The sequence below is a fragment of the Listeria fleischmannii subsp. fleischmannii LU2006-1 genome (genome assembly GCF_000344175.1).
GTDB classification, from domain to species: Bacteria; Bacillota; Bacilli; order Lactobacillales; family Listeriaceae; genus Listeria; species Listeria fleischmannii.
Genome location: NZ_ALWW01000061.1, coordinates 1 through 13,974, shown reverse-complemented (window position 1 = coordinate 13,974; position 13,974 = coordinate 1). Strand labels below are relative to the sequence as shown.

General features: G+C 40.0%; 13 protein-coding genes and 1 pseudogene. 12 read left to right on the top strand and 2 right to left on the bottom strand.

All coding sequences use genetic code 11. From position 1 onward, the window contains the following. The first annotated feature begins 291 nt into the window (after window positions 1-291). Entirely contained in the window at window positions 292-1,917 is a 1,626-nt protein-coding gene (locus tag LFLEISCH_RS13470; RefSeq protein WP_007477595.1) for an L-lactate permease, read from the top strand. Window positions 1,918-1,972: 55 nt separating this feature from the next. Here the strand turns inward: LFLEISCH_RS13470 and LFLEISCH_RS13465 are convergent, their stop codons facing one another. Next, a complete protein-coding gene (locus LFLEISCH_RS13465) occupies window positions 1,973-2,356 on the bottom strand; it encodes a VOC family protein (RefSeq protein WP_007477593.1) in 384 nt (127 codons plus the stop codon). Window positions 2,357-2,469: 113 nt separating this feature from the next. Between LFLEISCH_RS13465 and LFLEISCH_RS13460 the strand changes: the two genes are divergently transcribed. Beyond that, entirely contained in the window at window positions 2,470-3,822 is a 1,353-nt protein-coding gene (locus tag LFLEISCH_RS13460; RefSeq protein ID WP_007477591.1) for a hypothetical protein, read from the top strand. 64 nt (window positions 3,823-3,886) lie between these two features. Beyond that, window positions 3,887-4,204 carry a thioredoxin family protein gene (locus LFLEISCH_RS13455; protein ID WP_007477589.1) on the top strand — a complete coding sequence of 106 codons (318 nt, stop codon included), beginning with the start codon at window positions 3,887-3,889 and terminating at the stop codon, window positions 4,202-4,204. A gap of 54 nt (window positions 4,205-4,258) precedes the next feature. Here LFLEISCH_RS13455 and LFLEISCH_RS13450 read toward each other — a convergent pair whose 3' ends face one another. After that, on the bottom strand, window positions 4,259-4,858 hold the full coding sequence (locus tag LFLEISCH_RS13450; protein WP_007477587.1) for a nitroreductase family protein: 600 nt from the start codon (window positions 4,856-4,858) through the stop codon (window positions 4,259-4,261). A gap of 199 nt (window positions 4,859-5,057) precedes the next feature. Between LFLEISCH_RS13450 and LFLEISCH_RS16275 the strand changes: the two genes are divergently transcribed. The 9 genes and pseudogenes from LFLEISCH_RS16275 to LFLEISCH_RS13410 all read left to right on the top strand — a co-directional run. Then, window positions 5,058-5,186 (top strand): hypothetical protein, encoded by a 129-nt coding sequence (locus tag LFLEISCH_RS16275; protein ID WP_277619627.1) that lies wholly within the window; start codon window positions 5,058-5,060, stop codon window positions 5,184-5,186. A gap of 11 nt (window positions 5,187-5,197) precedes the next feature. Continuing rightward, window positions 5,198-5,416, top strand: a complete 219-nt coding sequence (locus LFLEISCH_RS13445; RefSeq protein WP_007477585.1) for a hypothetical protein — start codon at window positions 5,198-5,200, stop codon at window positions 5,414-5,416. A gap of 276 nt (window positions 5,417-5,692) precedes the next feature. Continuing rightward, complete coding sequence (gene serC / locus LFLEISCH_RS13440; RefSeq protein WP_007477583.1) at window positions 5,693-6,787, top strand: 3-phosphoserine/phosphohydroxythreonine transaminase; 1,095 nt, start codon at window positions 5,693-5,695, stop codon at window positions 6,785-6,787. Continuing rightward, the gene (locus LFLEISCH_RS13435) at window positions 6,780-7,964 is read left to right on the top strand and encodes a phosphoglycerate dehydrogenase (protein ID WP_007477580.1); all 1,185 of its coding nucleotides are present in this window, start codon (window positions 6,780-6,782) and stop codon (window positions 7,962-7,964) included. The genes serC and LFLEISCH_RS13435 overlap by 8 nt, the downstream gene beginning before the upstream one ends. A 70-nt stretch (window positions 7,965-8,034) precedes the next feature. Beyond that, a complete protein-coding gene (locus LFLEISCH_RS13430; protein WP_007477578.1) occupies window positions 8,035-9,279 on the top strand; it encodes a DUF1015 domain-containing protein in 1,245 nt (414 codons plus the stop codon). A 228-nt stretch (window positions 9,280-9,507) separates the two neighbouring features. Next, window positions 9,508-10,881: a tRNA uridine-5-carboxymethylaminomethyl(34) synthesis GTPase MnmE gene (gene mnmE, locus LFLEISCH_RS13425; RefSeq protein WP_007477576.1), complete on the top strand. Its 1,374-nt coding sequence runs from the start codon at window positions 9,508-9,510 to the stop codon at window positions 10,879-10,881. 12 nt (window positions 10,882-10,893) lie between these two features. After that, window positions 10,894-12,780, top strand: coding sequence for a tRNA uridine-5-carboxymethylaminomethyl(34) synthesis enzyme MnmG (gene mnmG, locus LFLEISCH_RS13420; protein ID WP_007477574.1), 1,887 nt, complete (start codon window positions 10,894-10,896; stop codon window positions 12,778-12,780). A 128-nt stretch (window positions 12,781-12,908) separates the two neighbouring features. Then, window positions 12,909-13,625, top strand: a complete 717-nt coding sequence (gene rsmG, locus LFLEISCH_RS13415; RefSeq protein ID WP_007477572.1) for a 16S rRNA (guanine(527)-N(7))-methyltransferase RsmG — start codon at window positions 12,909-12,911, stop codon at window positions 13,623-13,625. 71 nt (window positions 13,626-13,696) lie between these two features. After that, window positions 13,697-13,974 (top strand): annotated as a pseudogene (locus LFLEISCH_RS13410) (ParB N-terminal domain-containing protein); the annotation flags it as partial.

Below are 13,974 nucleotides of genomic sequence, written 5' to 3'. Positions count from 1 at the left end.
TGATTGCGATAGAGGACGGCTGAGGCCGGCATAAAGGCTATCAATAGCGCGAATATGGTAAGTGATTGGGATTGGCGCAACGCTTACAGATGCAGATATGACACTTCGCCATATCTGGTTTGTTAGACTTTAATTAAGTGGAAATTTTATATTCTAAAGCACGAAGTAGATAAGAATCTACTCTTTTTTTTATGTGGATGAGATACAAAAGTTGCAAGAATTAATGCAATTTTTGCCCTTTGATGAGAGGTGGGAACTTCCTTTAAAGTAGAAGTAAAGGAGGAGCGCAAATTGAATTTTTTTGAATTTATTACGGCAGCGATGCCAATCTTATCTGTTTTTATTTTTCTAGTCATTTTGCGCTTACCTGCCATAAAAGCTATGCCGTTAAGTTTTGGAGTGACAGCTTTACTTGCCTTTTTTATTTGGAAAGTTCCTGCTAAACAAATTACAGCTGCCTCATTAGAAGGTGTTTTTATCACGATGACGGTGCTGTTTATCATATTTGGCGCCATTTTACTATTAAATTTATTACGTGAAATAGGCGCCCTTGAGGTTTTACGTTCAGGATTTTTAAATATAACGAAAGATCGGCGTTTACTCGTCATTATTATTGCGTGGGGCTTTGGAGGTTTTATTGAAGGGGCTGCAGGCTTCGGTACACCAGCCGCCATTGTTGCGCCTCTGCTTGTTATTTTAGGATTGTCGCCACTTGCCGCGGTGTCCATTGCTCTTATTGCAAATAGTGCGCCAGTTGGCTTCGGGGCAGTTGGAACCACTTTTAATGTCGGAATGCGTCAGGGAATCGAGCCGCTCTCAGCCAATTTAAGCGAATTTTTTGCCACACAAGGACTCGAGACCGCTTCGTTCCTAAATGGTGTCGCCGTTCAACTCACGCGTTTAGATCTTTTAATCGGAACCTTTATTCCGTTATTTTTAGTACTAATGCTTACAAAAGTTTTTGGGAAAAATAGGAGCTTTAAGGAAGGTCTTGAAGTAGCACCTTTTGCGATTTTTGCCGGTTTATGTTACACCATTCCAGCCGCTCTTGTCGCACAATTTATAGGGTTTGAATTTCCGTCGCTCATAGGATCGCTTTGTAGTTTGGTAGCTACTATTTTTGCGGCCCAAAAAGGTTTTTTAGTGCCAAAAGGAAATCTGTGGGAAACGGAACAAACAGAGTCTGAAAAAAATGAGACAAAAGAGATGTCTTTTATCCAAGCTTTAATGCCTTATATTGCGATTGCGCTCTTACTCGTTTTAACCAGGGTGATTACACCTCTTAAAAATTGGTTATTAAGCATATCCATTTCATGGCAAAATATTTTGGATACAGGCATCAGCCAAGAATGGCAAATTTTATATTCTCCGGGCATTGTATTTGGCCTCGTCATTTTAGGCACCATTCTTTTATATAAAATTCCCTATAAAAAAGTGGGGCGCGCATTGAAAGTTTCCGCGCAGCCACTCATGAATACAGCTATCGCGCTCTTCTTCTCAACCGCCATGGTACGCATTTTTATCAATTCAAATGTGCAGGAAGCGCCTTTAGAAAATATGCCAACAGAACTTGCCAACCTGGCTTCTAGTGTTCTTGGTGATGTATGGCCATTAGTCGCCCCATTTCTAGGAATTATCGGCGCATTTGTATCAGGAAGTGCTACGTTTAGTAATATGATGTTTACTTCATTACAACTTGATATAGCCCTACTCCATGATTTATCACCAACGCTCATCGCGGCTTTGCAGGCAATCGGGGCAGCTGCAGGAAATATGATTAGTGTTGGAAGCATTGTGGCTGTCGCAGCGGTTGTAGGAGTTTTAGGAAAAGAAGGACAAATTATTCGTCTCACATTGCTACCCACGCTATTTTACGGCTTACTCGCAGGCATCATCGCCATGCTCATTTCTCTCTAAAATAAAAAAGCCTCTTTTGAAAAAAAAGGGGCTTTTCAATGTTTCACGTGAAACATTAGGGAAGGTTCAATTGCCAAGATACGCCAAACGCATCGTTCACCCAAGTAAATTGCTGGCTAAAACCATAGTTATTAAGAGGCATCAATACGTTTCCGTTAGCTGAAAGTTTTTCCGCATACTCTTTTAGTTCCTCTAAAGATTCGCAGTCTATGAAAAAAGAGGAAGATGGGGTAAAATTAAAATCATGATTAACGCTACTGTCGCTAACCAAAATTTCTAAATGATGGATTTTAATTTTCCCAAGCATGATACCATCTTCTGGATTTGGATGGTGGTTAATAAATACAGTGTGGGCATCATGAAACGTATTTAAATATAGCTCAATAGCTTTCGCAGATTGCTTGTTTTGAAACATTAGAAAAGGTGTTATCGCTTCCATTTTCATTCCTCCTAAAGAAAACGTCTTTTTTTGCATTATAACATGCTACATTTTGTGTGAAAAGCGGTCTGAAAAAATAGTATGATAAAATGGTGAACATGGAGGATGAAAAAATGATAGATCCAAAAGGAAAATTTTATATGTATGCGGTAGTCAATGCCGCCCCGTTTTTGCCATACTTACTTTTTATTTTAGTGGGGAATTATTATGACGGATGGCTAAATGGCTACGCCGCTTTAATTATATATTATGTTTTTAATTATACAGGAACATTTTTATTTAATGCTTTTGGGAGACGAATGAGCGCCAAAAAACATTTATTGCTTCTACTTTCGTTTGGGACAGTGGGGTCATTAATTGCCGCACTTGCCCCGTTTTCCACATTATGGATGGAAATAGGCGCTATTTTTATAGGGATTTCTAGCAGCATGATTTTGCCGCTTTATATCACATTGCAATATCACGAGCGCTTTTTTTATGGAAGAAAAATGAGTAACAAAAATTACTTAGCTGCGCTTATTGTTGTCCTTATCGCTATTTTTGCAGCCATTCTTTTAGTGAAATTTACTTTCCCATGGGTAGCCTTTCTATTTTATGCCCTTCTTTTAGCGATTACGTTTTATTTTGTATCACGATTACCTAATTATGAAATTGGAGCCATTGAAAAAACAGGCTTTTTAATGCGTCCATTTATTATTTTTCTAGTTTTTTCAGTAATCATATTTATTATTAAAGGTGTGCGTACAACAGATTTAGCTAGCCTTGTGACCTTGGCCATTTTAGCTTGCGTCGTTGGTATTACGATTTTTATTATCACGCTTATCCGTTTCCGCCCGGTTTTAAAATTGTCGGTTTTGGTCCATTATTTTTCACTTGGGCAAGGCATGGCCAATAGTTTTGCATTACTATACGGAACCTTTTATTCATTATCCCAACAAAATTTTAATTTCATGCTGCTTCATATATATTTAGTTTACTTTTTTGGCATTATTTTTTCACTGCTTTTCGAGCCGTTTTTGAAAAAAGCATGGAAAGACAGACCAATCCTTGTTTTATATACGATAGGGATTTCTATAGGGGCTATACTTATGGTTTGTCCTTGGACGATTTCGGTTGGCGTTTTTATTATCGGGAGCTTCTCTTCAATGACTGGGCGGTTTTTAAATCGTCAAGCATACAATCATTCGAAAGATGCTATGAAAGACGCGAGTTTACTTTTAAGAAGTCGTTGGAACAAATTAGGGAGTATTACACACCAAGTCACATTAGTGTTTTTGCTCTTTTTAGGCAGTCTCTTTTCCGAAAATTTGACGATTACAAATGTGGTCTACGCGCTTGGTGGTAAAGGAAATTTTGCAGAGGATTTTTACCCAGATTTAATTTTTGCATCTAGTGTAGTGGCGGCTTCAATTATTAGTTACTGGACTATTGGCGTAATCAAATATGTAAAAAATGTTAAAAACTAAACAACTGAGCTCGTTTGCTTGACGCATAAAGGACTTTGGCATAATCTGAACGAGAGGTGAGGAAATGGCGATTATACATGCGAAACAAGGTGAACTTGATGAAATTATTTCGAGTCATCCCAAAATATTGTTAAATTTTTGGGCGGAATGGTGCGCACCATGTCGATGTTTTTGGCCTACGTTAGATCGATTTTCCGAGATGGAAGGCGAATTTATTCAAGTTGTGAAGATCAATATAGATAAAGAGAGAAAACTCGCGGAGCATTTTCAAGTAAAAGGAATCCCTAACTCTATTGTCATTGTAGATGGTGAGATAAAGGGGAGCATTGCGGGTATTGTCAGCCTAGAGGAACTTCGTAGTCGGGTAAAAAGTTTCATATAAAAAAGCCACATGCGGTATCGAGAAAAACTCGAAACAACATGCGGCTTTATTTTTTTATTTAAACGTACGGAAACGTTTTTCGTCGTCGATAAATTCTTTTTCGCCAGCTTCTGCTACGATATTACCAAATGGCATCTGAGCACGTAAGTTCCAGCTTTCTGGAAGGTCGAATTCAGCTTGTACAGCGTCATCAATTAGTGGGTTATAGTGTTGCAAGGAAGCGCCGATACCAGCGTTTGCAAGTGCTACCCATACAGAATGTTGCGCGATACCTGTAGATTGTTCGGACCAAATTGGGAAGTTATCTGCATATAAAGCGAAGTTTTCTTGTAATCCTTCGATGACTTCAGTGTCTTCAAAGAATAAAACGGTGCCGTAGCCTGCGCGGAAAGAAGCAATTTTTTCTTCAGTGGACGCAAAATTTTCAGCAGGAACGATGCCGCGAAGCGTTTCTTCCGTAATGTTCCAAAGCTTATCATGGCTTTCCCCGAAAAGAATAACCGCACGTGAACTTTGGGAGTTAAAAGAAGATGGGCTTAATTTTACAGCTTCCTTGATAATTTCTTCAATTTCATTTTGAGATAAAGAAACGTTTTTGTCTAAAGCATAAATGGAACGACGAACTTTAATTGAATCTAAAAATGTATTTGTCATTTGTTTAAAACTCCTTTTTAAATGTTATCTACTTACATAAGTATAGCAACTATATTTTTAATTTCAACCATAAATTTTCGATAAAATAGAATGTAAACGCTATCTTTGTTATGTCTGTAAGCAAAAAAAATTTTTTGAAAGAGGATAAAAAACTTGCAAAAAAGAACGTTTGTTCGTATAATGGAATTAGGAAGAGGTGATGATGATGGTTTATGCTTTGCCGCTAAAAGAAATTGAGTTTGATACCCGTTTATCGTCTTTAAAAGCGCGTCCTGTGTGTGATGTTATCGAGCAGGAAAGTTTTATATTACGCTTCAAGATGCCATAAAGCGCGAATGGTTGGTGCGGTTACAATATTTTGAAGAGGCGAATATAGCCCATTTAAACTTGGCCCCTTTTGAAGACCCGGAAGCTTTTCATGGTTTTGGTTGGGTCCGTACATTGGAATTAGTACCTCTTGAATTAGATGAAGTAACACAAGAAGTTTTATTTCAGGACGTATTTGGAACGGTTTATTCCGTTCAATTTAGCGACATCGTGAATATTGAATTAATGTAATAGGATAGAGAATGGGGGTTTTTGACCTCCATTCTTTTTTTGTGCTGTAAAAACGTGGAAAGAGGTATCGTGTTCTGCTATAATATACAAAAGTAAAAAAGACTGTCTTTTTAAGCAATTTGAAAAATTGTGTCTTACTTCACAATTTAGAAAGTAGGTGTTTTGCTGTATACAAATAGGCTCATGTCTCACTGGTTGGCGTATAAGAGTGGTAACCTTGTGAAAAATACTGGTGATTCGTTTTAGTAAAATGATTGTGAACAGGAGAGATGATGAGTGGAGCGTGTCTATAATTTTTCAGCGGGACCGGCAACTTTGCCCGTTCCAGTACTGAAACAAGTTCAGGAAGAATTACTATCTTATAAAGGTTCTGGTATGTCTGTGATGGAGTTAAGCCATAGATCGGCGCTTTTTCAAGAAATTATTGATTCAGCGGAGGCATTACTTCGCGAGTTGATGGATATCCCAGATCATTACAAAGTGCTTTTTTTACAAGGGGGAGCGAGTCTGCAATTTTCGATGGTTCCTTTAAACTTAGCGCATGGGAAAAAAATAGAATTTGTAAATACAGGAAGTTGGTCGAAAAAAGCGATTTCTGAGGCCAAAAAACTACCTAATGTCTTAACTTCAGTTATTGCATCATCAGAAGACCGAAATTTCAGCTATATTCCAGATATTCCTGCACCGTCTAAAGATGCAGCTTATTTGCATATTACAGCAAACAATACGATTGAAGGAACGGCTATATTTGATGTACCTAAAACGGGGGATGTGCCACTTGTTGCTGATATGTCTTCCAACATTTTAGCTAGCCAATATGATGTGAATGATTTTGGACTTATTTATGCAGGGGCGCAAAAAAATATTGGTCCAGCTGGACTTACGATTGTCATTGTTCGTGAGGATTTAATTGGGGGGAGCGAGAATTTGCCTTCTATGCTTGATTATAAAATAATGGCAGATGATGGTTCGATGCATAATACGCCGCCTACGTTTTCCATCTATGTGGCGAAGCTTGTGTTTGAGTGGATAAAAGCGCAAGGTGGGGTTAGCGGGATGGAGGCTTTGAATCGCCGGAAAGCAGGTCTTCTTTATTCCTATATTGATGAATCAAATCTATTTAGTTCACCGGTTGTGCCGGCTGTTCGTTCGCTGACAAATATTCCTTTTACAACAGGTGACGCTGAACTAGATAAGGCGTTTATAAAAGAGGCGCTTGAAAAAGGTTTTGTGAATTTAAAGGGGCATCGTTCGGTTGGCGGGATGCGGGCGAGCTTGTATAATGCGTTTCCACTTGAAGGTGTGGAGGCACTTGTTGCATTTATGAAGGATTTTGCGCATAGCCATGAAGGGGGAAAGGTTCATGTTTAATATTGAAACGTTAAATGCAATTGCGAATGAGGGCTTAAAAACTTTTGATTTAGAAAAGTATGTGCTTGATGCGAATGCGTCTCCGGATGGAATTTTACTTAGGAGCTATGGTTTGCATGATTATGATTTTCCAGACTCGTTAAAAGCGATTGCGAGGGCTGGCGCTGGTGTGAACAATATTCCACTTGAAACTTGTTCTGAACGTGGTATTGTTGTTTTTAATACACCTGGTGCTAACGCTAATGCGGTGAAGGAGCTTGTTCTAGCTAGTTTATTTATGGCGGCTAGGCCCATTATTGAAGGTAGTAGATGGGTAGAAGGTCTAGAGGGTGACGATGTGGAAACGAAAGTGGAAGCAGGTAAAAAAGCGTTTGCGGGTACTGAGCTTTATGGGAAAAAATTGGGCATTATTGGTCTTGGCGCGATTGGAGCTTTGGTTGCCAATGATGCAATTGCACTTGGCATGGACGTTACCGGATTTGATCCGTATGTGTCGGTTGATACGGCTTGGAAAATTTCAAAGGACGTAAAACGGGCCATCACGCTTGAAGAAGTTTTGGCAACCTGCGATTATATTACGGTTCATGTACCTTTACGTGATAATACGCGTGAAATGTTCAATAAAGAAACGCTTCTTTTACTTAAACAAAATGCTGTTTTACTTAACTTCTCTCGCGGAGAACTTGTGAATCAAGATGCGATTTGTGAAGCGCTGGAAGCAAATCAACTGCGTATGTATATTACGGATTTTGCCACTAAAAAGTTACTTCAAACTAAAAAAGTCCGTGTATTGCCTCATCTCGGTGCTTCAACGGAAGAAGCCGAAACTAATTGTGCTTTAATGGCGGCGCGCGAACTCCAGTATTTTTTAGAAACAGGTAGCATTAAAAATTCAGTGAACTATCCGTCTGTTGATATGCCTTACAACGGACATCCGCGAATTGGAGTTTGTCATCGCAACATTCCTAATATGGTGGGGTCTGTCACGACGATTGTGGCGAGCCATACAATGAATATTATGGATTTAACGAATCGTAGCCGCGGTGAATACGCCTATACGCTTATTGATATGGAGCGCAATGACTCGAATAGTTTAGAGGCGATTAAAGCGGAACTAGAAGGTGTCAAGGGGATTTTACGTGTGAGAATTATCGAGCCGTTAGGTGTGACGGTTTAAATTATTTCCCGGGAAATAAATAGAGCCTTAAGGTATTTCTTAGGGCTCTTTAAATGTAGGAGGAAAAAGCATGGTGAATGTACGTCCGTTTCAAGCAGTAAGGCCAAATGAAAAGCTGGCAGATAAAATCGCATCTTTGCCCTATGATGTTTTAAGTAGTGCGGAAGCAAGGGAATTAGGGAAAACGAACCCATATTCATTTTTACATATTGATAAAGCGGAAATTGATTTAGAAGAATCATTATCCCCGTATGATGATTTGGTTTACTTAAAAGCAAAAGATAATTTACGGGCTTTTTTAGAAAAAGAATGGTTGAAAAAAGACGTTCGTGCGGGTTTTTATATTTATGAGCTTCAAATGAATGGGCGTGCGCAAACGGGGATTGTGGCTTCGACGGCGATTGATGACTATATCTCGCAGAAAATTAAAAAACATGAGTTTACGCGGGAGGAAAAGGAGCTCGACCGCATTCGCCATGTGGACACGTGTGATGCGAATACGAGTCCAATTTTTTTAACCTACCGCGGAAAAGCTGAAATTAATGAGCTGATTGCGCAATTTAAAGCGAGCCATGAGCCAATTTATGATTTTAAGAGTTTTCACGAGGTGACACATAAAGTTTGGCATATCGATGAAAATGAGCTCGTCACCACCCTCGAATCGGCCTTTGCGTCTGTTCCTGCGCTCTATATTGCGGACGGGCATCACCGTACTGAATCGGCGGTTAAAGTGGGATTAAAACGGAGAGAGGTGTATCCGAATGAAAGTAATCTTGCGGAATTTAATTTCTTCTTATCCGTTTTATTCCCAGCCGAAGAACTTGAAATTCTAGACTATAATCGCGTTTTGAATGTGCCTATCCCGAGCGATTTTTTTGAACAATTAAAACCGCATTTTGATATCACGGAAAAGGGAACTACGCCGTTTAAACCAAGTAAGCCGAAACAAATGGGGCTTTATTTAAACGGGCGGTGGTATGCAGTAGATGCAAAAAAAGAAACGATAAAAGGAGATGTCATTGGCAGTTTAGACGTATCCATTTTGCAAAATGAAATACTTACGAAGATTTTCGATATTCAAGATGTGAGACGTGATAATCGTATTGATTTTGTGGGAGGAATTCGTGGGCTCGCTGAACTTGAAAAGCGCGTGGATAGTGGCGAATTTACAATTGCTTTTGCTATGTTCCCGCCCACAATGGACGACCTTTTAAGTGTGGCGGATGCGAACGAAATTATGCCGCCAAAATCGACATGGTTTGAACCCAAACTATTAAGTGGTCTTTTTGTACATGAATTAGAAAGTAAGGCATAATTTTTTGGCTGGTAATGGGGATAAGTTCCTTCTTGCCAGCTTTTTTTCTGTGGATAAAATAAAACGGTTGTTAAACACACGTGGATAAGTTAAAATAGTACTATTAATTTATATAACTTGTGGATAAAATAGCAAGCTTTGGTGAAAGCAGAGCGAACTGTTGAGTGCAAAAGTAAATTTATTCAAATTAAATTTATCCAAATTTTTCTTTAAGAAAGGTGGGGTAGAATGGATTTTGATACTATTGCTGCAATCTCAACACCGCCAGGCGAAGGTGCCATTGCGATTATTCGATTAAGCGGTGATGAGGCGATTCAAATAGCGGATCGTATTTTTTATGCCAAAAAACGGCTTAATGATGCAGAAAGTCATACCATTCAGTATGGTCATATAAAAGAAGAAGACGAAACAATTGAAGAAGTGATGGTGTCCGTCATGCGAGCGCCGCGGACATTTACACGCGAGGATGTTGTGGAAATAAATTGCCACGGTGGGATCGTGTCGGTCAATCGGGTTTTGCAGCTGCTACTAAAAAGTGGCGCCCGACTTGCTGAACCAGGAGAGTTTACTAAACGCGCCTTTTTAAACGGAAGAATTGATTTATCACAAGCAGAAGCAGTGATGGACCTCATTCGTGCGAAAACGGACCGGGCGATGGGCGTGGCGCTTAAACAAATGGACGGGAATCTATCCCGCCTCATTCGCCATTTACGGCAGGAGATTCTGGATGCACTTGCGCAGGTCGAGGTTAATATCGATTATCCGGAATACGATGATGTCGAGGAAATGACAGTTAGGATGCTACTTGAAAAAACGCATCTGGTGAAAGCTTCTGTAAATGAGCTCTTAAAAACCGCGAGTGAGGGGAAAATCTTAAGAGAAGGCCTGGCGACGGCCATCATCGGCCGACCAAATGTGGGGAAATCATCGCTTTTGAATCAGCTTATCCAAGAAGATAAGGCGATTGTAACAGATATTGCCGGAACAACACGTGATATTATCGAAGAATACGTGAATGTGCGCGGCGTGCCGCTTCGTTTGATTGATACTGCTGGCATCCGTGAAACCGAAGATATTGTGGAAAAAATCGGTGTAGAACGATCTCGAAAAGCTCTCGCAGAAGCCGATTTTCTGCTACTCGTTTTAAATCAAAACGAACCACTGACAAAAGAAGATGAGGCGTTATTTGAAGCGGCTCGTGACACTCGTTTTGTGGTGGTGTTAAATAAAACCGATTTGGAACGGAAAATAGATCTAGATGAGGTTTTGCGATTAGCAAACGGTGAACCGGTTGTAGAAACTTCCATGTTAACGGATGGTGGTATTCGCGAACTAGAAGAGGCCATTAAAACGCTATTTTTTACTGGTGAAATTGATGCAGGGGATGCGACGTATGTTTCAAACGTGCGTCATATTGCCCTTCTACATCAAGCCATAGAAGCGTTAGACGCTGTGATTAGCGGTGTTGAAACAGGTATGCCCGTTGATATCGTACAAATCGATATGACCCGCGCTTGGGACTTACTTGGCGAAATTACAGGCGACTCGGTACAGGACGAATTACTAGATCAATTATTTAATCAATTTTGCCTTGGAAAATAAGGAGTGGAATAGATGCAAGTTTATGATGCAGGAAAATACGATGTCATTGTCGTTGGGGCGGGGCATGCCGGGGTTGAGGCTGGTCTTGCAAGTGGTCGTATGGGCGCGAGAACGCTTATGCTTACCATCAATTTAGACATGGTCGCGTTTATGCCATGTAACCCTTCTGTCGGGGGACCAGCAAAAGGTGTTGTTGTGCGGGAAATTGATGCGCTCGGTGGCGAAATGGGCCGTAATACCGATAAAACATATGTGCAAATGCGTATGCTAAATACTGGGAAAGGTCCTGCAGTGCGCGCGCTTCGTGCACAGTCAGATAAGTGGGACTATCAACACGAAATGAAGCACACGATTGAAAAAGAACCTAATATTGTATTAAAACAAGGTCTCGTAGATCGCCTAGTGATTGAAGACGGAGTTTGTAAAGGTGTTATTACGAATGGTGGCGCCAAATATATGGCAGATGCGGTTATTTTAACAACAGGGACTTTCTCGCGCGGGGAAATTATTGTCGGAGAACTCAGATACTCAAGCGGACCAAATAACCAACAACCATCTGTGAAGCTGTCAGAACACTTGGAAGAACTTGGCTTTATCTTAAGACGCTTTAAAACAGGAACGCCGCCACGAGTAAAATCAAGTTCCATTGATTACTCAAAAGCTGAAATTCAACCGGGTGACGAAAACCCGCGTTCATTTAGCTTTGATACAACGAGTATGGTGCTTGACCAATTGCCGTGCTGGCTCACATACACAAACGAAGGAACGCATACCATTATAAATGAAAATTTAAGCCGTTCGCCTATGTTTACGGCAACGAAAAAAGGAACAGGCGCCCGTTATTGTCCTTCAATAGAAGATAAAATTGTTCGTTTTAGTGACAAACCGCGCCATCAAATTTTCCTCGAACCGGAAGGAAGAAACACTGAAGAAGTTTATGTACAAGGACTTTCAACAAGCTTACCAGAAGATGTGCAGGAAAAAATGCTACGCACGATTCCAGGGCTTGAAAATGTGGAAATGATGCGCGTCGGCTACGCTATCGAATACGATGCGGTGATGCCCGATCAATTGTGGCCGTCACTTGAGACAAAGTTAATTCCAGGCTTATTTACCGCGGGTCAGCTAAACGGAACAAGTGGTTACGAAGAAGCAGCGGGTCAAGGACTGATGGCTGGAATTAATGCGTGCCGTAAAGTGCAGAACAAGGAACCTATTATTTTAGGCCGTGATGAGGCGTATATCGGTGTTTTAATTGATGATTTGGTTACAAAAGGGACGGAGGAACCGTATCGTTTATTAACCTCTCGCGCAGAATACCGTTTACTACTTCGCCATGATAATGCTGATTTGCGCTTAACCGAAATTGGTCATGAAATCGGGTTAATTAGCGACGAACGCTATGCTCGCTTTTTACAAAAGAAGGCCGAAATTGAAGAGGAAATTAAGCGACTTCAAAAAACGCGAATTAAGCCAACTGAAGAAGTTCAATCCATGTTGCGCGATTTAGGTAGCGCGGAGTTAAAAGACGGTATTTTAGCAGCCGATTTTCTACGTCGTCCGGAGTTAACATATGAAAAAATCGCTCAAATTGTTTCACGTGAAACACCGCTATCGCCTGAGGTCGCTGAACAGGTAGAAATTCAAATTAAATATGAGGGTTATATTGAAAAGTCCTATCAACAGGTTGAAAAAATGAAACGTATGGAAGATAAGAAAATTCCAGATAAGATTGATTATGAAGCCATTTTTGGCTTAGCAACGGAAGCGGTTGAGAAACTAAAAAAAATCCAGCCATTGTCAATTGCTCAAGCAAGCCGAATAAGCGGTGTTAATCCCGCTGACATTTCGATATTACTTGTTTATATCGAGCAAGGGAAGATAGCGAAAGTCAAATAAGTGTAGAAGCATTTAAAGAGGTTCAGCCAAACTGATACTGATTTAAATGCTTTTTACTGGAATAATCCAACAAGTTTAGGCGAGGTATGATAAAATAAAATGGAAAATGATTGGAAAAGAGGAAGAAAATGAACCCAGAACAATTTAAAATGGCACTTGCTGAAAAAGGCATTCTATTAGATGAAACGCAAATGAATCAATTTGATGACTATTATAAAACGCTTGTGGAATGGAACGAAAAAATGAATTTAACAGCCATCACAGATAAACAAGATGTCTATTTAAAACATTTTTATGATTCTATTTCAGCAGCCTTTTTTATGGACTTTACAAAAATTGAATCTATTTGTGATATTGGAGCTGGAGCTGGTTTTCCGAGTATTCCTATCAAAATCTGCTTTCCTCATCTTGAAGTCAGTATAGTTGATTCGCTCGCAAAACGGATTACTTTTCTTAATCATTTAGCTGAAATTTTGCACTTAGATAAGGTGCATTTTTATCATGACCGTGCTGAAACATTTGGACAAAACAAGTTGCACCGGGCGCAGTTTGACCTTGTGACAGCGAGAGCCGTTGCTAGAATGAGCGTGCTTTCAGAGCTATGTATCCCACTTGTGAAAAAAGGCGGTATTTTCCTTGCGATGAAGGCTCAACAAGCGGAGCAAGAACTTGAAATCGCAGCAAAAGCAATCACTCTTTTTGGCGGAAAAGTTACGAATCATTTTGCGTTTATGCTCCCGGTAGAAGAGAGCGAACGAAATATTTATGTCATTGAAAAAACGAAAGAAACCCCTAATAAGTATCCGCGTAAGGCGGGCACGCCAAATAAACAACCGATTGAGTAATGTTTTCCATTCTGCTAAAATAGAGGTAGGACGTAAAATGAGCGAACGAAGCTTAGAAAGGACGAAGCTGCATGGCTTTTTCATTATTTGGAAAAAAAGATAGAAAAGAAAATAACGAAGCCGAAGAAACAAGTTTGCAAAAGCGCGTGGAAGAATTGTCACTTGATGCTATTTTACCGAATCAATTTCAGCCGCGAACTGTTTTAATGAAGATAAGATTCAAGAGCTTGCTGAAACGATTCAAGTTCATGGCATAATCCAACCCATTGTCGTGCGCGAAATGCGTGAAGGTGGCTATGAAATTATCGCTGGTGAAAGACGATATCGTGCGGCACGTCATTTAAATCTG